We start from the raw sequence: 18,696 nt of genomic DNA, 5'->3' as shown, positions 1-18,696 counted from the left end.
GGGATTCCACGGTAACACCATCGCCGCCGCGCGAACGTTCGGGCTGGTCGTCACGCGTGTCCGCGTCAGGCCTGACGGACGGTCACGCCCGCCGAGTCGGATTTGTCGCCCGGGCCGGCCCGGTCCGGACCGGGCCGCATCGACAGCCCGGGGCCGCCCGGGCCGTCGGTGCCGCCCTCCGGACGGGTCCGGTCGGCGGCGTGGCCGAGCACCCGCAGGGTGGTCAGCACGGCCAGCGGCACGGCCACCGCGGCCGCCGCCCCGGCCACCGCGAACGCCGCCCCGCCCAGCACCCCGGCGATCATCGTGGCCACGGCGGTGCCGGCCAGCGCCGCGCGCAACGCCGGGTGCAGACCGAAGACGCGGTTGAGCCCGCCCCAGGGCGAGAACTGGCTGAAGGCGAGCATCAGCACACCCGCCAGGGCCAGCAGCGTCAGGGGGCTGTCCAGGGCGTGACCGTTGGAGGTGGCGGCGCGCTGGATGGCCGGTCCCGCCGTACCCTCCCCCAGCGCCGTCAGCGCCCGCCCCAGGCTGCCCTGCTCGAGCGCCGGGCGGCGCAGGTCCAGCACGGCGAAGCCGATGGTGACCGCCAGCCCGGCGATGGCCGCCCAGGCGAAGCGGGGGAACGTCAGCCAGCCGCCGGTGCTGATCGCGGCGGCCACGCACACCCCCGCGGTGACGGCGATCGCGCCGACCGGGTCGGCGCCCAGGTACGGGCTACCGACCATCACGACGGCGAGACCGCCGACCAGCACCACCAGGACGGGCCGCCAGGGCCGGCGCACCCACTGCGCCACGCAGCCGGCCAGGAACAGCATGCCGGCGACGAAGACACCCAGGCCCACGCTGCCCACGCCGGAATACCGCGACCCCTCGATCGCCGAATAGCCGGCCACGCCGTTGAGCTGCAGGCGCGCGCCGGTGAGCAGGTCGAACCCGACCACGGCGGCGGCGACCGCGCTGACCACGCCGATCGGCCACAACGTCCGCGGATAGCGCGGCGCCAGGCGCACCGCCGCGGTGCCGGCCAGCATCAGCACGAAGGTCAGCGCCGCGAACACGATGCCCGGCCGCCCGGCCCGCCACCACGGCGCCGCGTCGGCCAGCAGGGCCGCCGGGATGGCCAGGGCCAGGGCGATGAGCAGCACCTCGGCGCTGAGCACCAGCAGCGGCGGCGCGGCCGCCGGCCCGGTCGGCCCGGCATGCCGCCGGGCCCGGATCATCAACGGCACCACCAGCAGGAACACCAGCAGCTGGACGACGGCCAGCCCGGTGAAGAACATCCCGGCGATGCCGAGCTGGGCGCCGGCGCGCTTGTCGGCGTTGTTCTCCCCGCCGACGGCGTCGGCCGGGTCCGGCGGGCGCCCGGGTACCGACAGCGCGGTGAAGCCGCTGAACAGGCCCTCCGGCGGCGGCCGGCCCAGCGCGGTGAGCACGGTCGGCGCCAGGTCGACCAGCTGCAGGTAGCCGTCGCGGCCGGTGCCGGCGGAGGTGAGCCAGCCGCCCCGCCAGCCCGGGCCCTCGGCGATCGCCACGTGCAGCCGCGAGGTGGTGTCGGTGTCCGAGACCCCCGCGACCACGATCAGGGACCGCTCGGGGCGCGCCGCGACGACCCGGGCCAGGGCGGCGTCGGCCTTGGCCACCAGCGCCTGCCGGGCGGCCCCGGAACCGGTGACGGTGCCCAGGTCGATCACGCTGAGCACGCAGTAGGAGAGCAGCCGCCGCGGGTCGGCGGGCAGGGTGGCCGCGTACCGGTCGACCCGCCCGAACGGCCGGGCCGCGGCCACGGCGGCGCCCGGGCCGACCGCCACGGTGCAGCGCACGGACTCGGCGAGCGCGCCCGGCAGGGCGCCGTAAGGCTGATTGTCCTGATTGGCCCGCACGACCCCGGCGAGACCGGGCAGGTTGGCCCCCAGCGCGTCGGGCCGGGTGAGCGCGGGCTCCACCGGCGGACACTGGCCGTCGACCCGGGTGTTCGCCCAGATCGCGTGGTTGCCGGCGCCCAGGGTCAGCCAGCCGTCCGCCGGGCAGGTGGTCGAGTGCGCGGACCGCACCGACAGCCAGCCGAGCGAGCCGCGGGTGGCCTCCTGCCAGAGCGCGGGGGTGCGCTGCGGGTCGAGATCGTCCCAGCGCAGGCCGGCCGCGCCGGCCAGGATGACGTAGTCGGCGGTGTCCTGCGGGGCGCCGGTGGCGGGCCGCACGGCGAGCCCGGCGATGCTGGCGGCCGCGGCCAGCACGATCAACAGGTACGGCAGCCAGGTCCGCCCCCGCCGCTGCCGGGAGGGGGGCGCGGAGTCCGGCCTGATGCCGCGCCGCAGGGTGTTGCGGAGGCGGGTGGGCCAGCCGCCGCGGGGCTCGGGGGCGGTGCGGACGGGCTTGACGGTGCGGGGCGGCCGATCGCGGGCCTGCCGAGTTCGGGGGCCGGCGGGGCGACGGGGTTTGGCGGTGCGGGCCGCCTCAGCCGCGCCGGAGCCCGTAGCCTGACCGGGCTCGCCCTGGGCGGACATGTCGGACTCCGCCGTGATGTCGGCCTCGCTGTCAGCGGCATCGATCGGCTCGGCAGCTTCGTTCGCCCGGGCGACACCAGGTGCGACGGCACCGCCGGGCTCGGCAGCGCCGCCCGCCCGGGCAGCGTCGGGACCGCCCGGAGTCGCGTTCCTCTCCGCCGGGGTCGCGGGTGTATCGGGTCGGGCGGCGGCTTTCGGGGCAGGGACCGCCGGGCCCGAAGCAGCGCGGCCGGGACCAGCCCGGCCGGAATCAGCCGAGCCGGAATCAGCCGGACCGGAATCAGCCGGACCGGAATCAGCCGGACCGGAATCAGCCAGACCGGAATCAGCCAGACCGGAATCAGCCCGGCTGGATCCAGCCGGGTCGGCAACAGCCGAGCCGGAACCAGCCGAGCCGGAACCAGCCGAGCCGGGACCAGCCAGGCCCCGGGCCGGGCCGGCAGCAGCAGCCGGGTCAGGTGTCGGATCGGAAGCAGCCGGCCGGGGTGTCGGGTCGCTCACCCCTGGCCTGCCCGAGCGGTCGACGTCACGGACGCGTACGCGGCCAGCACATCGGCCACCGTGTCCTCCTCGGTCGGCCACGTCGCCGCCCGCCGCGGCCCGCGCGCGGCGTGGTCGGCCCGCTTCGCCGGGTCGGCCAGCATCTCGCGCACCGCGGCGTCCAGCGCGTCCACATCGCCCGCCGGGATCTGCACCGCGGCGTCCCCGACCAGCCCCGGGAGCCCGCCCACGGCCGTGGTGATCAGTGGCACCCCGGCCCGCAGCGCCTCCTGGGCGAACAGCTGCCGCGCCTCCCAGTCGCTGGTGATCACCGCGAGGTCGGCCCCGGCCAGCAGGTCGGGCACGTCGTTGCGGTGGCCCAGCAGGAAGAACTTGGCGCGCAGCTCCGAGGCGCGCTGGGCCAGCTGCATGTAGCTGGGCCCGGATCCGGCCACCACGACCATCGGCGGCGGGGTGAGGGCGCGCCAGCGGGCGGCGGCCTCGACGAGGATGTCGTACCTCTTCTGCGGGTGCAGCCGGCCGACCGAGAGGATCAGCGGGGTGTCCGGGGTGAGCCGGAACTCGGCGCGCACGGCGGCGCGGCTGCGCCGGGGCGCGCCCAGGGCGGGCGCGGCGACGGCGCTCAGGCGGGCCTGGCGGGCGCCCACCGCCAGCGCGCGTTCCACCAGGTCCTCCGAGGCGCCCAGGGTCAGCGTGGCGGCCCGGGCCACGATCCGCTCGACCAGGGCCGACGCCTGGCCGCGCAGGCCGCGGGCGAGGACCGCGTTGTGCCAGGTGACCACCAGCGGCGCGGCGGGCCGGGTCAGCGACGCGACGAACGCCGCCCGCAGGCCGTGGGCGTGCACGACGTCGACCTGGCGGCCGGTCAGCGCCCGGCGCAGCGCCCGGATGGCGCCGGAGTCCTGCGGACCGGGGGCGGCCGGGATCTCCACCGGGGCGAACTGGGCGCCGGCCGCGGCGAACCCGAAGTGCTCGTCGGTGGCGGCGGGGCCGCACACCAGCACCCGGCAGCCGGCCGCGAGCAGGCCGCGGGTCAGCGACGCCACGTGCTGGCCGACGCCGCCGGTGCTGGAACCCAGCACCAGCGCGACCGAGCCGTGCCACGTCGTCGCCCGCCCTGCCTCGGTCACGTTGCGCCCTTCCCGTCCGGTGCCGGTTTACGGCGGATCCGCCCGGTCACGGTGGCGACCAGGGGCCGCAGGTCGTGACGGTCCAGCGGGTAGGTCACCGCGAGGAAGACGACCACGACCACGACACCGCCCAGCATGCCCGAGAGCAGGCTCACCCCGCCTGCCGGGGTGGACCCGGACACGTGCCGCAGGCCCTCGACGACAGCCCAGCCGGCCAGTCCGGCCACGACGGCCGCAACGATACCCACGCCGGTCGCCCGCGGCAGTCCCGCCAGGGCCCCGGCGCCCGCCCGGCGGCGTACGGCGGCGACCAGCAGCGCGCCCAGGGCGAGCATGCCGACGCTGTTGGCCAGGGCGAGGGCCAGCACCCGGTCGGCGTCGTCCAGCACGGCCGTCAGGATCAGGGCGGCGACGGCGGCGACCGTCCACCCGGCAGCGGTGGCCGCGGCGGCCGACGACGTGGCGCCCCGGGCGTACAGGGCGCGGGAGAGCAGCGCGAACAGGGCGTAGCCCAGCAGGCCGGGCGCGAACCCGACGATGCCGGGCGCCGCCTGGGGCGTGCCCAACAGGGCGGCCACCGGCTGGGCCACGGCGACCAGGGCCGCGCCGCCCAGGCAGGCCAGCAACGCCACCGTACGGGCCGTGCCGGCCAGGGCCGCCCGGTAGCCGTCCTCGTCGCCGCGCTCGGCGGTGGCCGACAGTGTCGGATAGGCGGCAGTGGCCAACGGCACCGCCAGCACCGCCCACGGCAGCAGGTACAGCGCCTGGGCCAGGTTGAACCGGGTCAGGTCGCCGTCGCCGGCCGCGAGCGCGAGCACCACCACGACCATCAGCTGCTGCGACCCGACGGTGACCGCGCCGGCCCAGCCGAGACGGACGACCTGCCGGCCGGCGTCGCCCGGGAAGCGCAGCGCCGGGCGCAGCCGCAGGCGCAGGCCACGCAGCGGGATCACCAGGCACAGGCTCAGCACCACGACGCCGAGCGTGGTGCCCACCGACAGCGCCACCTCGCCGCCGGTGCTCAGCCCGCCCAGCCCGGTGCCCCGCCCGTCCACCAGCGCGTACGTGAGGTACGCGCCCATCACGGTGACGCTGGACAGCAGCGGCGCGAGCACCGGCCAGGCGAAGCGGTGGTGCGCCTGGAGCACGCCGGTGAGCACGATGCCGACCCCGTACAGCGGCAGTTGCGGGGCGAAGACCCGCAGCATGCGCGCGCCCACCTCCTGGGCGTCGGACGGCATGTCGGGCAGCAGCCCGACGATCGGCCCGGCCAGCAGCGCGACCAGCACGGCCAGCGGCACGAGCAGCAGCAGCGTCCAGGTCAGCAGGGCCGAGGCGACCGCGTCGACCCGCGCCCGGTCCCCCGCCGCCACCGCCCCGGCCAGCAGCGGCACCACCAGGCTGGCCAGCGCGCCCCCGGCCACCAGCTCGAAGACGATGTTCGGCACCGTGTTGGCCGCGTTGTAGAGGTCGCCGAGCGAGTTGTCGCGCACCGTGCTGATGAACACCACGGTCCGGCCGAAGCCGGCGAGGCGGGCGAGCACGGTGAGCCCGGCGATCAGCGCCGCCGCGCCGGCGATGCGCCCGGCCCCCGAGCGTGGCGCGGGCGCCGTTGCGGTCATTCCGCGGGCCGGCGGCCCAGCGCGTCGAGCTCGCGCAGCCACGGCGTGTCCTGGATGACCTTGGTGAAGCTGACCTTCTCGCTGGCCGCGGTGAGCGCGGCCAGCACGGTCAGCGCGACGGCCCGCCCGGCCGGCCCCGTACGGGCGGCCAGCGCCACCCCGAGCAGCGCGCCCAGCGCGTTGGCGCCCGCGTCGCCGAGCATGATCTCCTCGCCGAGGTCGGCCGGCAGCAGCGCCGCGCCGGCGCCGAGCGTGCCGGCCGCCACCCCGCCGCCGCGGCCGACGGCCAGCGGGGCGCCGATCAGCGCGCCGGCCTTCAGCGCCCGGCCGGGGCGCAGGTCGAGCAGGTTGAGCAGGTTGGCGGTGCCGGCGATGACGCCCGCGCCGAGCAGCACGTCGGCGGCGCCCCGCATCGCTCCGCCGCGCTGTCGGCTGCGGTGCGCGCGCACCCGCGGGTCGCCGGTGAGCAGGGCCGCGGCGGCCAGCCCGGCCGCGCCCATCCCCACGATCTTGACGAGCCCGCTGGTGACCCGGCCCTCGCGCAGCGCGCCGAGGTGCCCGGCGAAGCCCTTGGCGGCCTTCTGCTCCGGGCGGTTGCCGACCAGGTCGTCGTAGAACCCGACCGCGCCGGCGGTGGCGCCCGCGGTGACCACGGCGGCGGTCACGGCCGGGGTCGGGGCGCCGAACGCGGCGCCGACGGTCGCGCCGGCCGCCAGGGCGGGACCACCCGCCAGGGTGACCGTGCGGCCGTGGAAGTTGGTCCGCTCCAGCTGAGCGGCCTGCGGATCATGCCGGATCCAGGCCAGCGCGGCGCGCGCCGCCAGGGCCCCGATGCCGAACGACTTCACGCCCTTGCCGGCCATGTGTACTCCCGCCTCGCCGGGCCGCGCCCTCGGCGGCCGACCGCCGAGTCTAGGGGGTCGGGGTCAGCGCCCGGCGCACCCTGTGGACGAAGTCAGCCCGCGGCCTCGGGAACCTGCGAGGTCGCGCCGGCCGACAGGCCGTACTGGCCGACCTTGCCGGCGACGACGCGCTCCACCACGGTCAGCGCCGTGGCCAGCTGGCCCTGCTCGGTGCTCACGTTGTCCACCGTGGAGATGTTCTTGACCAGCGTCGGGTCGGCGCGGATCTCGGCGACCAGGTTGCCGTCGCCGATGCCCTGGCCGCCGACGACCACCGGCCGGTCCTTGGCGAACTGGGTGGTCAGGGTCACCGCGTTCTGGTTCTTCTTGGCGGCGTCGCGGTCCACGGGCGGCAGGCCGGAGACCACGACGGTGGCCTCCGCGCCGGGCACGATCTCGTCGGAGACGTTGAGGTAGCCGGGCTCGGTGTAGGCGGCCAGCACCGCGGTGAGGTCCCCGGCCGTCACCGGCTGGGCCTTCTGCAGCAGGGCCACGGCCAGCAGCGCGCTGGAGGTCTCGACGCCGTCGCTGTTGAGCGGCAGGCCGTCGGCGGGCACGGTCGGCTGGGACGCCTTGTCGGCCAGGTCCAGCAGCTCGAAGGCGTTCGCCGGCTCGAAGAACTTGTCCTGCACGGTGACCGTGCCGGTGATCGTGGCCCCGGCGACCTTGAGCATCGCGGTCACGCCCTCGGCGTAGTCCTGCCCGCTGGGCAGCACCACGACGACGATCTTGCGGCCGGTCAGCTTGCCGTTGAGCAGCGCGGGCGAGACCTCGGTGGCGAAGTCCTGGGTGCGGTTCAGTTCCTCGCGGTACTGGTTCGCCTGGTCACGGTAGTTGCTGTTGTCCTTGCTCAGCGCGTCCACGCGGTCCTTGAGCGTGTCGACGACCGGCCCGTTGAGCGCGGCGGTGCCGACCACCAGCCCGATCGCGAGCGCGAGGAAGACCGCGGTGAGCGACACCACGTGGTACCGGAAGTTGATCACGCCGAAAGCCTCTTGGTCCCTCGATCAGAAAAGCTGTCCTAATTGGAAGACCAGATTGTCCCACCATTCGCTCATCACGGAGAGGTAGGCCTTGCCGACCGTGGAGACGGTGACCGCGGAGGCCATCGCCGCGACCGCGGACAGCACCAGCAGCACCAGCGAGGAGCCGGAGATGTTCTGCTTGTAGAGCCGGCTCACGCCTTTGGCGTCGACCAGCTTGCCGCCCACCTTGAGCCGGGTCAGGAACGTCGAGGCCATGCCGCCGCGGCCCTTGTCGAGGAACTCGACCAGGTTGGCGTGGGTGCCGACCGCGACGATCAGCGTGGCGCCCTTGTCGTCGGCCAGCAGCATGGCGAGGTCCTCGCTGGTGGCGGCGGCGGGGAAGGTCACCGCGGGCACGCCGAGCCCGTGCACCCGGTCCAGGCCCGGGGCGCGCCCGTCCGGGTACGCGTGCACGATCACCTCCGCGCCGCAGCGCAGCACGTCGTCGGTGACCGAGTCCATGTCGCCGATGATGATGTCGGGCGTGTAGCCCGTCTCGACCAGCGCGTCGGCCCCGCCGTCGACGCCGATCAGCACCGGCTTGAACTCGCGGATGTAGGGCCGCAGGACGTCCAGGTCGTCCTTGTAGTCGTAGCCGCGCACGACGATGAGCACGTGCCGCCCGGCGATCCGGGTCTGCACGTCGGGCACGCCCACCCCGTCGAGCAGCAGGTCGCGTTCCTGCTTGAGGTAGTCCATGGTGTTGGCGGCGAACGCCTCGAGCTGCACGGACAGGCCCTCGCGGGCGTCGGCCATGGCGGCGGCGACGGTCTGCGAGTCCTGCCGGATGCCGCTGGCGATCGGCTCGCCGTCGAGCAGCACGGTGTCGTCGGCGATGCTGACCAGGTCGCCCTCGCTGATCCGGTCGAACACCTCCTCGCCGAGGTCGTCGATGAGCACGATGCCGGCCTGGATCAGCACCTCGGGACCGAGGTTGGGATAGCGGCCGGAGATCGACGGCTTGACGTTGAGCACCGCCGCGACGCCGACGGCGACCAGCGAGTCGGCCGCGACGCGGTCGATGTCGACGTGGTCGATCACGGCGATGTCGCCGGGGCGCAGGCGTCCGACCAGGCGCTTGGTCCGGCGATCGAGGCGGGCGGTGCCGGAGAAGGCTCCCGGTTCGACGCTCCGGGTCCGGCGCAAGGTGGGAAGTCGCATCCCGGCCATCCTGACACGCCGTTTCACCTGTGCCGCACCCGACATGCACAAGGTCACCGACAAAAGGTGTGAATTGCCCCGCGGGCCGGACGCCAGGTCAGGCGCGTTTCTCCCGGTCGGCCACCGCCAGCAGCTCCTCCGCGTGGGCGATGCCCAGATCCGAGTCCGGCAGGCCGGCCAGCATCCGGGCCAGCTCCCGCGCCCGCTCGGTCTCCTCGACGATGCGCACGCCGCTGGTCGTGATCGCCCCGCCGGTGTCCTTGGCCACCACCAGATGCCGGTCGGCGAACGCCGCCACCTGCGGCAGGTGGGTCACCACCAGCACCTGGTGGGTGCGCGCGAGCCGGGCCAGCCGCCGGCCGATCTCGACCGCCGCCTGACCGCCGACGCCGGAGTCGACCTCGTCGAAGACCAGCGTCGGCGGGCCGCCGGCGCCGGCGAACACCACCTCGATGGCCAGCATGACCCGGGACAGCTCGCCGCCCGAGGCGCCCTTCTGCAGCGGCAGCGCGGGAGCGCCGGGATGCGCGATCAACCGCAGCTCGATCTCGTCGCCGCCGTCCGGGCCGACCGCGACCTCGGCGCCGTCGACCGGCACGGTGGGCTCGTCGCGCCCGCCCGTCCGCGGCTGCACGACGATCTCCACCCGGGAGTGCGGCATCGCCAGCCCGGCCAGCTCGACGCTGACCTGCTGGGAGAAGCGGCCGGCGGCCTCCACCCGGGCGGCGGTCAGCCGGGCGGCGAGCTCGCCGACCGTCCCGGCCAGGCGCAGCCGCTCCCGGTCGAGCTCCTCGAGCAACTCGTCGGAGCTGTCCAGCGCGGCCAGCCGGGCCCGGGCGTTGTCCGCCCAGGCGATGACACCCTCGACGTCGTCGGCGTACTTGCGGGTCAGCGCCCGCAGCGCCGCCCGGCGCTCGTAGATGACCTCGAGGCGGGCCGGATCGGCGTCCAGCGCGCTCAGGTAGGCCGACAGCTCCGCGGCGACGTCGCCGACCAGGGTGGCGGCCTCCTCGACCCGGGCCGCCAGCTCGCCCAGCGCCGGGTCGACCCCGGCCTGCGCCTCCAGGGTGCGCCGGGCGGTGCCCAGCAGCAGCGTCGCGTCGGCGGTCTCCTCCGCGGCCTCCACGCCCCCGGCCAGCGCCTGCGCGGCGATGGCGGCGGCCGTGCGCAGGCCCTCGGCGTGCTCCAGGCGCTGCACCTCGGCGCGCAGGTCGTCGTCCTCGCCGGGCTGCGGGTCGACCCGGCTGATCTCGTCGAGGCCCAGGGTCAGCAGGTCGGCCTCCTGGCTGCGCTCGCGCGCGTGGCGGCGCCGGTCGGCCAGGTCCTCGACCACGGCCCGCCAGCGGGTGAACGCCTCGCGGTAGGTCTCCAGCAGCTTCTCGTGCTCGGGGCCGGCGAAGCGGTCCAGCGCTGCCCGCTGCTCGGACGGGCGCAGCAGCCGCAGCTGGTCGGACTGACCGTGCACGGCGACGACCTGCTCCCCGACCTCGCTGAGCATCGCCACCGGCATGCTGCGGCCGCCGACGTGCGCCCGGGACCGGCCCTCGATGGTCACCGTGCGGCTGAGCAGCACGGAACCGTCGTCGTCGAGCTCGCCGCCGGCGTCGGTGATGCGGGTCTGCATCGCGTCGCCGAGCGAACCGGTGAGGCGCAGCCGGCCCTCGACCACGGCCCGGCCCGGATCGGCGCGGACCCGCCCGGCGTCGGCCCGGCCGCCGAAGAGCAACCCGAGCCCGGTCACCACCATCGTCTTGCCGGCGCCGGTCTCGCCGGTGATGGCATTCATGCCCGTGGTCAGCCGCAACGTCGTGTCATCGATGACGCCCAGCCCGGTGATGCGCAGTTCCTCCAGCACAGGGCGAACAGTATCGGTGCCCACCGACAATTGCCCACCGAGGCCGGTCGGACCGGTCCGCCTCAGCGCCGATTCCCCCGCCAGCCGTCGACCGGCAGCGCGAACTTGGCCACGAGCGTGTCGGTGAACGGGCGCGGATGCAGCCGTACGAGGCGCACCGGCAGCTCGCCGCGCCGCACGGTGACCTGCGCGCCCGGCGGCAGGTCCCAGGTGCGCCGGCCGTCGCAGCAGAGCACCGCGAACGACGTGTACGGGTCCACGGTGATCACGAACGTCGAGGTCGGCGCGGTCACGATCGGCTTGCTGAACAGGGCGTGCGCGCTGATCGGCACGAGCAGCAGCGCCTCCACCTCGGGCCACACCACCGGTCCGCCGGCCGAGAACGCGTACGCCGTGGAGCCGGTCGGTGTGGCGCACACGACACCGTCGCAGCCGTACCGGGACAGCGGCCGGCCGTCGACGTCGACGAGCAGCTCGAGCATCTGCGCGCGCTGGCCCTTCTCGACGCTGACCTCGTTGAGCGCCCAGGAGTCGGCGATCAGCCGGCCGTCGTACTCGGCCCGGACGTCCAGCGTGAGCCGTTCGTCCACCGTGTAGTCGCCCGCGACGATCTCGCGCACGGTCTGGTCGATGTTGGTCAGCTCGGCCTCGGCCAGGAAGCCCACCTTGCCGAGGTTGATGCCCAGCAGCGGGGCCTTGGCCGGGCGGGCCAGCTCGGCGGCGCGCAGGAAGGTGCCGTCCCCGCCGAGGGCGAAGACGATCTCCACGCCCTCCGCGGCGGTCGGGTCGTCGACCGGCGTGACGCCCGGCGGCAGCTCGAGATCGGCGACCTCCTGGGCGATCACCCGCACCTCGAAACCGGCCGCGACCAGGTCGCGGGCGACGGTCTGGGCGTGCTGGGTGCTCTGCCGGCGACCGGTGTGGGTGACCAACAAGGCGGACCGCGTCACGAATCCTCCAACAGGTGCGAAACCGGCATCGGCGCCGGCCCGGCGGAGGCTACCGCGCCGGACGGGCCGGCGGCGACCACGGCGTGCACCCGGGCCGCGTCGACCGGCGGCGCGTCCCGGCGGAACCACAGGAAGAACTCCACGTTGCCGCTCGGCCCGGGCAGCGGGCTCGCGGCCACCCCGGCGACGCCGAGACCCAGCCCGGCGCCCGTGGCGGCCACGTCCAGGACGGCCTCGGCGCGCAGTAGCGGATCGCGGACGACCCCGCCGGAGCCGACCCGCTCCTTGCCGACCTCGAACTGCGGCTTGACCATCAGCGCCAGATCGCCGCCGGGGCCGGTGCAGGCGGCGAGCGCGGGCAGCACCAGCCGCAGCGAGATGAACGACAGGTCGGCGACGGTGAGGTCGACCGGCCCACCGAGCACGTCGGGGGTCAGGGTGCGCACGTTGGTGCGTTCCATGACGGTGACCCGCTCATCGGTGCGCAGCGGCCAGGCGAGCTGGCCGTAGCCGACGTCGACGGCGTACACGTGCGCGGCGCCCTCGCGCAGCAGCACGTCGGTGAAACCGCCGGTCGACGCGCCGGCGTCGAGACAGCGGCGGCCGGCCACGCCGAGCCCGGCGAAGGCGGCCAGGGCGCCGGCCAGCTTGTGGCTGCCCCGGGAGACGTACTCGGTGGCCGGGTCGTCGCCGGTGACCACGACCGGGTCGGCCGGGTCGATCATGGTGGCGACCTTCTGCGCCACCGTGCCGCGGACCTGCACCCGGCCGGCCGCGACGAGCGCGGCGGCCTGGTCGCGGGACCGGGCCAGCTTGCGGCGGACGAGCTCGGCGTCGAGACGCGCACGGCGGGCCATCAGATCAGCACCTTTTCTCCGGTACGGCGGTCAGCGGTCGATGCTGGCCAGGGTCTCCTGGAGCACCTGGTGCGCGGCCTCGTACTCGGCGATCTGGTCGCTCGGGGCGAGCGTGGCGGCGTTGGCCAGCGACTGCAGCACGGCGTCGACGGCGGGGTGCCCGGTGCCGCCCGTGGCGTCCAGCCGGTACTCGGGACTGCCCGCAACCCCGGCGGTGGCCGGCGGCGCGGGCTGCGCCGGTGGCGGGCCGGGACGGAAACCGCCGGGCGCCGGGCCCGGACGGAAACCGCCGGGCGGCGGGCCGGGGCGGGGCGGCTGGTTCGGGTACGTCACGGCGTGGCCTCCGGCGCGGCGGTGTCGGTGGTCTTCCTGGTGGCCTTCCTGGCGGGTGCGCTCTTCGCGGGGGCGTCACCGGGCTGGGTGGCCGTACCGGTGCCGCCGCTCTTGGCGGGGGCGGCCTTCGCGGGCGCGATGGTCGCCGGGGTCGCCTTCTTGCGCCCGGCTGCCTTCTTCGTGGCGGTGGCGGTGGACGGCAGCGCGGCCTTCTTGGCCGTGGCGGTCGGCGGCAGCTCGGTCGCGGCGGCGGCTTCCTTCACCGCGGCGGTCGGTGCTGCCCCCGTGCCCGGCGGGGTAGCCGGCTCTGCGGGGGTCACCTTGGCCGGACCCGCAGCCTTGGCCGGGCCCGTCGTCTTGGCCGGGCCAGTCGTCTTGGCCGGGCCCGTCGTCCTGGCCGGGCCCGCCTTGCTCGGCGCCGGCTTGGGGGGCGTGCCCTTGACCGGGGCCGCTCCCGGCGTCGCGGACTTCGCGGGACCGGGCCGGCCCGCGGCCTTCTTCGCCGCCCCGGGCACAGCGGCGGGGGGCATCGCGGTCGCCGTCGGCGCGGCGGCCGCCGGCATCGCGTTCGGCGTCGCCTTGGGCGCCGGCGCCTTCTTCGCCACGGCCTTCTTCGCGACCGCCTTCTTCACCACAGCCTTCGTGGCCGGCGGGACGACGTCGGCCGGGCCCGGCTCGGCGAGGGTCACGTCGGCGGCCGCGGGGGCCGCCGTGGTCTCGGCCGTGCCCGCACGCGCCTGCGCCAGCCGCAGCTGCCGCTCGAGATCGCGCACCCGTCCGTTCAGATCGGACACCTCGTCGGCGGTGGCCAGGCCGACCAGCCCGAGCGCCCGGTCGACCTCGAAGCGCACGATGTTGGTCAGCGCCGCCCGGTTGGCCACGCCGGTCGAGAGCAGGTCCTCGACCAGTCCCTGCAGCTGCGCGGCCGTCGCGCCGCCGCGGTTCACGAGCTCGCCGGCCACCTGCTGGGCCCGCTTGCGGGGCGCCTCGGTCAGCCCGAGTGCCATCTCCAGATACGCCCGCCATGCGTCCTGCATGTTGCTCCCCTCCGGCTCGCGCCACGCGTGTGCTGATGCCACGCTACCGGGCGTACCCGTGGGTGCATTGCGGTACCGTGCGGAGCGTCGAGGTGGAGTCGTCGAGGAGGAACCGATTGGCCAGCGTGGACGAGTGCCGGCAGGCTCTGCACGACCTTGCCGCCCGGCTTGATGCGAATGCCGAGACCCGCGGCAAGCTCGACCTGGACCGATCGCTCGCCTGCCGGGTCACCGACCTGGGCGCCGCCTTCCGCGCCCGGCTGGCCGGCGGGCGCCTGCTCGACATCACCGACGGCGACGACCCGGCGGCCAAGATCGTCCTGAGCGCCGGCAGCGGCGACCTGATCGCGCTGGTCACCGGCCGGCTCGACGTCACCCGGGCGATCGCGTCGCGCCAGGTCAGCATCAAGGCCAACCCCTTCGACCTGCTCAAGCTGCGCAAACTGCTCTAGGACCCGGACCGGGCGGCTCCGGCCCGGTCCGCACACGCGGATCCCCCGCGGGCATGGGCCCACGGGGGATCGACGACAGCGCGGAGCCGCAGTTACAGGCCCCAGCGGGAGAACAGCTCGCGGGCCGCGTCCGAGCCGGCCTCGGCCTCGCCGCCGTTCCAGTAGACGCCGGCCAGCAGCCGCAGCGCGTCGACCGGCTCGCCCGAACCGTCGAGCTTGCCGCCGGTCAGCCGCCAGCCGCCGAGCTCGTCGCCGGCGGCCGGGATCCGCGCCGCGGAGGCCTCGCCGAACAGCCCGGACAGGTCCGCCGACACGAACGTGGGGCGCCGCTGCGGCGGGGCCGCGAGCAGCTCCGCCGGCCCGCTGACGCCGGTCAGCACCAGCAGGCTGTCCATGCCGGCGCCGACCGCGCCCTCGATGTCGGTGTCCAGCCGGTCGCCGACGGCCAGCGGCCGCTGCGACTTCGACAGGGACGCGGCGGTCTCGAACAGCGCCGGCGCCGGCTTGCCCACGACCACGTCCGGCTCCCGGTCCAGCGCCGTGCGCAGCACCGAGACGAGCGAGCCGTTGCCCGGCAGCGGACCGCGCGGGCTCGGCAGGGTGCGGTCGGTGTTGGTGGCCATCCACAGCGCACCGCCCCGCACGGCCAGGGACGCCTCGGCCAGGATCTTCCAGCCGACGTCCGGCCCGTAGCCCTGCACGACGGCCGCCGGCTCGTCCTCGAACCGCTCGACCACGGTGAGGCCGGCGTCGCGAACCTCGGCCCGCAACGCCTCAGCGCCGACCACCAGCACGGGCGCGCCCGCGGGCAGCCGCTCGGCCAGCATGGTGGCCGCCGCGCCGGCCGAGGTCAGCACCTCGTCGGCGGCGGCGGAAACACCCATGCCGGTGAGCAGAGCGGCGACGTCCGGGGCCCGCCGCGACGCGTTGTTGGTCGCGTACGCGATCGCCGTGCCGGCCGAGCGCAGCCGCTCGACCGCCTCGGCCGCACCGTCGATCGGCTTGTCGATTAGGTAGATGACGCCGTCCAGGTCAAAGATGACCAGGTCGTACGCCTCGACCAGGCTCACGCGCCGGGCTCCTGGTCGCCCTTCGCCACGCCCTCGCCGGTCTTCTCGTCCGCCTGGCCGGCTTCCGCGTCGGCGGGGTCGACGGCGGCAGGATCGGCGCCGTCCTCGGCCCGGACCAGCGCCTCGCCCACCTCGGCCGGGACGACCGCGTCGGCGGTCCCGGCTCCGGCGTGGGCAGGAACAACCGCGTCGGCGGTCCCGGCTCCGGCGGGGGCAGGAACGACCGGGTCGGCGGTCCCGGCCTCGGCGAGGTCGGCGCCGTCCTCGGCCCGGACCAGGGCCTCGGCGGCCTCGACCGGCACAGCACCGTCGTCGTCCTGGTCCTCCGCCGACTCGTCCTCGTCCTCGTCGTCCTCGTCGGTTGCCTCCGCGACGGCCGTGGTGGGCGCGTCCTCGTCCGGCTCGTCCTCGGGGTCGTCACCCTCGATGGTGACGCCGTCGAGCTCGAGCAGCCGCTCCGCCGCATCGGTCAGGTTGTCCTCGTCGGCGGCCGCGGCCCGGGCGAACCACTCCCGCGCCTCGTCCCGCCGGCCGGCGGCGAGCAGGGCGTCGGCGTAGGCGTACCGCAGCCGGACCGCCCACTCGGCGTCCTCGTCGGCGGTGAGCTCCCGCACCTGCAGCATCGCCACGGCCGCGTCGTGCTGACCGAGGTCACCGCGGGCGCCGGCCGCCACGATCAGCAGCTCGATCGCGCCCGCCTTGTCCAGCGTGTCCTTGTCGGCGCCGCGGAAGAGATCGATCGCCCGTTCCGGGCGACCCAGGGCGCGCTCACAGTCGGCCAGCTCGGCCAGGTGCGTCTGCCGGCCCGTCATCCGGTGGTACGTGCGCAGCTCGGCGATCGCGGTGGTCCAGTCCCCCACGGCGTACGCGGCCAGCCCGACGGCCTCCCGCACCACGGCGATCCGGGAGGCCATCCGCCGCGCCGCGATGGCGTGCTGGAGGGCCAGCTCGGAGTCCTCGTCGATGATCTGCCCGGCGGCCACGAGGTGGCGCGCGACCAGGTCGGCGGTGTCCCGCGACAGGCTCAGCAGCTCGGCGCGAACCTCCTTGTCGAGGTCGGTCGCCACGACGTCCTCGGGCAGTTCCGGCGCCTGGAACGCGGGCTGCTGCAGGTCGGGCTGCTCGTAGCCACGCTCACCACGGGGACCGCGGTCGTCCCGCGGCGCCCGGTCGTCCCGCGCGGCGTGCTCCGTACGCGTCCCGCGGTCGTCCCGGGGTCCGCGGTCGTCGCGCGGTCCGCGGTCGTCGCGCGGTCCGCGGTCGTCGCGCGGTCCCCGGTCGTCGCGCGGTCCCCGGTCGTCGCGCGGTCCCCGGTCATCGCGGAACCCGCGGTCGTCGCGCGGTCCGCGGTCGTCGCGGGGCCCACGGTCGTCGCGGGGGGTGTGCTCGTGGAAGCCGCCGGCGCGGGGGCCGCGGTCGGTGGTGCCGCGGTCGTCCCGCTGGCCGCGGTATCCGCCCCGGTCGCCGCCACCCTGGTAGCCGCCGCCCTGCGGACGGTCGCCGCCACGGAAGCCGCCACCCTGCGGACGGTCACCCTGCGGACGGTCACGGTCGCCGCGGAAGCCGCCGTCGGTGCGGTTGCCCGGCCGGTCGCCCCCACGGAAGCCACCCCGGTCGCCGCCACCCTGGTAGCCGCCGCGGTCGCCCTGCGGGCGGTCGCCCCGGTAACCACCGGAGCCACCCTGGAAGCTGCTGCGCGGGCCACCCTCGGAGCGCTCGCCACCGCGGTATCCGCCCCGGTCGCCGCCACCCTGGTACCCGCCACCCTGCGGACGGTCGCCGCCACGGAAGCCGCCGCCCTGAGGCCGGTCCCCACCGCTACGGAACCCGCCGCGGTCGCCGCCACCCTGATAGCCACCACGGTCGCCGCCACTGCGGAAGCCACCGCCCTGCGGACGGTCGCCACCGCTGCGGAACCCGCCCCGGTCGCCGCCACCCTGGTAACCGCCACGGTCGCCGCCCTGCTGACGATCGCCGCCCTGGTAGCCACCGCGGTCACGGTCGCCGCCACGGAAGCCGCCGCCCTGGGGACGGTCCCCGCCGCTGCGGAACCCACCACGGTCGCGGTCGCCGCCACGGAAGCCGCCGCCCTGAGGCCGGTCCCCACCGCTACGGAACCCGCCGCGGTCGCCGCCACCCTGATAGCCACCACGGTCGCCGCCACTGCGGAAGCCACCGCCCTGCGGACGGTCGCCACCGCTGCGGAAGCCGCCCCGGTCGCCGCCACCCTGGTAGCCGCCGCCCTGCGGACGGTCGCCACCACCCTGGTAACCACCACGGTCGCCGCCACTGCGGAAGCCACCGCCCTGCGGACGGTCACCGCCACTGCGGAAGCCGCCCCGGTCGCCGCCACCCTGGTAACCACCGCGGTCGCCGCCCTGCGGCCGGTCGCCACCGCTACGGAAGCCGCCGCCCTGAGGCCGGTCGCCACCGCTGCGGAACCCGCCCCGGTCGCCGCCACCCTGGTAGCCGCCGCCCTGGGGACGGTCGCCACCACTGCGGAAGCCACCGGAGGAACCGCCGCGGTCGCTTCCACCCTGGTAGCCGCCGCGGTCACGGTTGCCGCCGCCCTGGTAGCCGCCGCGGTCCCGGTCGCCGCCACTGCGGAAGCCGCCGCCCTGCGGACGGTCGCCACCGCTACGGAAGCCGCCACCTTGCGGACGGTCGCCACCGCTACGGAAGCCGCCACCTTGCGGACGGTCGCCACCGCTACGGAACCCGCCCCGGTCGCCGCCACCCTGGTAGCCGCCGCCCTGGGGACGGTCGCCACCACTGCGGAAGCCGCCCGAGGAACCGCCACGGTCGCCGCCCTGGTAGCCACCGCGATCGCGGTCGCCGCCCCGGAAACCGCCCCGGTCGCCGCCGCCGGAGGAGCTGCCCCGGTCGCGGTCGCCGCCTCGGAAGCCGCCCCGGTCGCCGCCGGCGCGGAAGCCGCCCTCGCGGCGGGGGGCGCCTCGGTCTCCCCGGTCACCGCGGGGGTTCGCGCCGGGGCCTCCGTCGCGACCGCGGCCGTCCCGGCCTTCGTCGTCGCGCTTGCTGGAGCCGCCGTCCTGCGGTCCTGGGTTCACGGGTCAAGTCCTTCCAAGTTCGGCGAGGCCCTCACAACGTCGGCGGGGCCGCCGGAGCACATCAAGTACAGAACAGATCACTACGGGTGGTGCACATCGTTCAGGTGCCGGCCCTGCTACCACCGGGCGCGGGGGCGCACGTCACGCGCGCCCATCCAACGCTACTAGGGCCCTGACGCACAAAAGCAGCCGAGGGCCAACCCCATAGGGGAAGGCCCTCGACTGT

The 18,696-nt window shown here is 75.9% G+C and carries 14 protein-coding genes and 1 pseudogene; 2 read left to right on the top strand and 13 right to left on the bottom strand.

The annotated features are described in order from the left end of the window. Positions 1 to 65: 65 nt before the first annotated feature. From Ani05nite_RS33025 to Ani05nite_RS32975, 11 genes and pseudogenes are all read right to left on the bottom strand, one after another. Positions 66 to 2,507, bottom strand: a complete 2,442-nt coding sequence (locus tag Ani05nite_RS33025; protein WP_239130875.1) for a hypothetical protein — start codon at positions 2,505 to 2,507, stop codon at positions 66 to 68. A 497-nt stretch (positions 2,508 to 3,004) separates the two neighbouring features. Beyond that, on the bottom strand, positions 3,005 to 4,138 hold the full coding sequence (locus Ani05nite_RS33020; protein ID WP_203774877.1) for a glycosyltransferase family 4 protein: 1,134 nt from the start codon (positions 4,136 to 4,138) through the stop codon (positions 3,005 to 3,007). Then, positions 4,135 to 5,760 carry a murein biosynthesis integral membrane protein MurJ gene (gene murJ, locus Ani05nite_RS33015; protein ID WP_203774875.1) on the bottom strand — a complete coding sequence of 542 codons (1,626 nt, stop codon included), beginning with the start codon at positions 5,758 to 5,760 and terminating at the stop codon, positions 4,135 to 4,137. The genes Ani05nite_RS33020 and murJ overlap by 4 nt, the downstream gene beginning before the upstream one ends. Continuing rightward, a complete protein-coding gene (locus tag Ani05nite_RS33010; protein WP_203774873.1) occupies positions 5,757 to 6,623 on the bottom strand; it encodes a hypothetical protein in 867 nt (288 codons plus the stop codon). The genes murJ and Ani05nite_RS33010 overlap by 4 nt, the downstream gene beginning before the upstream one ends. A gap of 92 nt (positions 6,624 to 6,715) precedes the next feature. Continuing rightward, positions 6,716 to 7,645, bottom strand: a complete 930-nt coding sequence (locus Ani05nite_RS33005) for a copper transporter (protein ID WP_203774872.1) — start codon at positions 7,643 to 7,645, stop codon at positions 6,716 to 6,718. Between the two features lie 24 nt (positions 7,646 to 7,669). Then, positions 7,670 to 8,848, bottom strand: coding sequence for a putative cytokinetic ring protein SteA (gene steA, locus Ani05nite_RS33000; protein WP_203774871.1), 1,179 nt, complete (start codon positions 8,846 to 8,848; stop codon positions 7,670 to 7,672). Positions 8,849 to 8,945: 97 nt separating this feature from the next. After that, positions 8,946 to 10,703: a DNA repair protein RecN gene (gene recN, locus Ani05nite_RS32995; protein WP_203774870.1), complete on the bottom strand. Its 1,758-nt coding sequence runs from the start codon at positions 10,701 to 10,703 to the stop codon at positions 8,946 to 8,948. Positions 10,704 to 10,765: 62 nt separating this feature from the next. Beyond that, on the bottom strand, positions 10,766 to 11,653 hold the full coding sequence (locus Ani05nite_RS32990; protein WP_203774869.1) for an NAD kinase: 888 nt from the start codon (positions 11,651 to 11,653) through the stop codon (positions 10,766 to 10,768). Further along, positions 11,650 to 12,510 (bottom strand): TlyA family RNA methyltransferase, encoded by an 861-nt coding sequence (locus Ani05nite_RS32985; RefSeq protein WP_203774868.1) that lies wholly within the window; start codon positions 12,508 to 12,510, stop codon positions 11,650 to 11,652. Before Ani05nite_RS32985 ends, Ani05nite_RS32990 begins: the two co-directional genes overlap by 4 nt. A 30-nt stretch (positions 12,511 to 12,540) precedes the next feature. Continuing rightward, positions 12,541 to 12,843, bottom strand: a complete 303-nt coding sequence (locus tag Ani05nite_RS32980) for a hypothetical protein (RefSeq protein WP_203774867.1) — start codon at positions 12,841 to 12,843, stop codon at positions 12,541 to 12,543. A 509-nt stretch (positions 12,844 to 13,352) separates the two neighbouring features. After that, a pseudogene (locus Ani05nite_RS32975) lies at positions 13,353 to 13,880 on the bottom strand (phasin family protein); the annotation flags it as partial. Between the two features lie 116 nt (positions 13,881 to 13,996). Here Ani05nite_RS32975 and Ani05nite_RS32970 point away from each other — a divergent pair. Then, positions 13,997 to 14,332, top strand: a complete 336-nt coding sequence (locus Ani05nite_RS32970; RefSeq protein WP_203774865.1) for an SCP2 sterol-binding domain-containing protein — start codon at positions 13,997 to 13,999, stop codon at positions 14,330 to 14,332. Positions 14,333 to 14,424: 92 nt separating this feature from the next. Here Ani05nite_RS32970 and Ani05nite_RS32965 read toward each other — a convergent pair whose 3' ends face one another. Both Ani05nite_RS32965 and Ani05nite_RS32960 read right to left on the bottom strand, forming a co-directional pair. Further along, complete coding sequence (locus Ani05nite_RS32965; RefSeq protein ID WP_203774863.1) at positions 14,425 to 15,402, bottom strand: HAD-IIA family hydrolase; 978 nt, start codon at positions 15,400 to 15,402, stop codon at positions 14,425 to 14,427. Then, a complete protein-coding gene (locus Ani05nite_RS32960) occupies positions 15,399 to 16,430 on the bottom strand; it encodes a tetratricopeptide repeat protein (protein WP_239130891.1) in 1,032 nt (343 codons plus the stop codon). Before Ani05nite_RS32960 ends, Ani05nite_RS32965 begins: the two co-directional genes overlap by 4 nt. Between Ani05nite_RS32960 and Ani05nite_RS41985 the strand changes: the two genes are divergently transcribed. Beyond that, a complete protein-coding gene (locus Ani05nite_RS41985) occupies positions 16,389 to 18,638 on the top strand; it encodes a hypothetical protein (RefSeq protein ID WP_203774861.1) in 2,250 nt (749 codons plus the stop codon). The two genes, Ani05nite_RS32960 and Ani05nite_RS41985, sit on opposite strands and share 42 nt — an antisense overlap. Positions 18,639 to 18,696: the final 58 nt, after the last annotated feature.

Source organism: Actinoplanes nipponensis, assembly GCF_016862275.1.
In the GTDB taxonomy this organism is placed as follows: Bacteria; Actinomycetota; Actinomycetes; order Mycobacteriales; family Micromonosporaceae; genus Actinoplanes; species Actinoplanes nipponensis.
The sequence above is the reverse complement of the archived record's forward strand: the minus strand, read 5'-3'. Positions and strand labels throughout refer to the sequence as shown.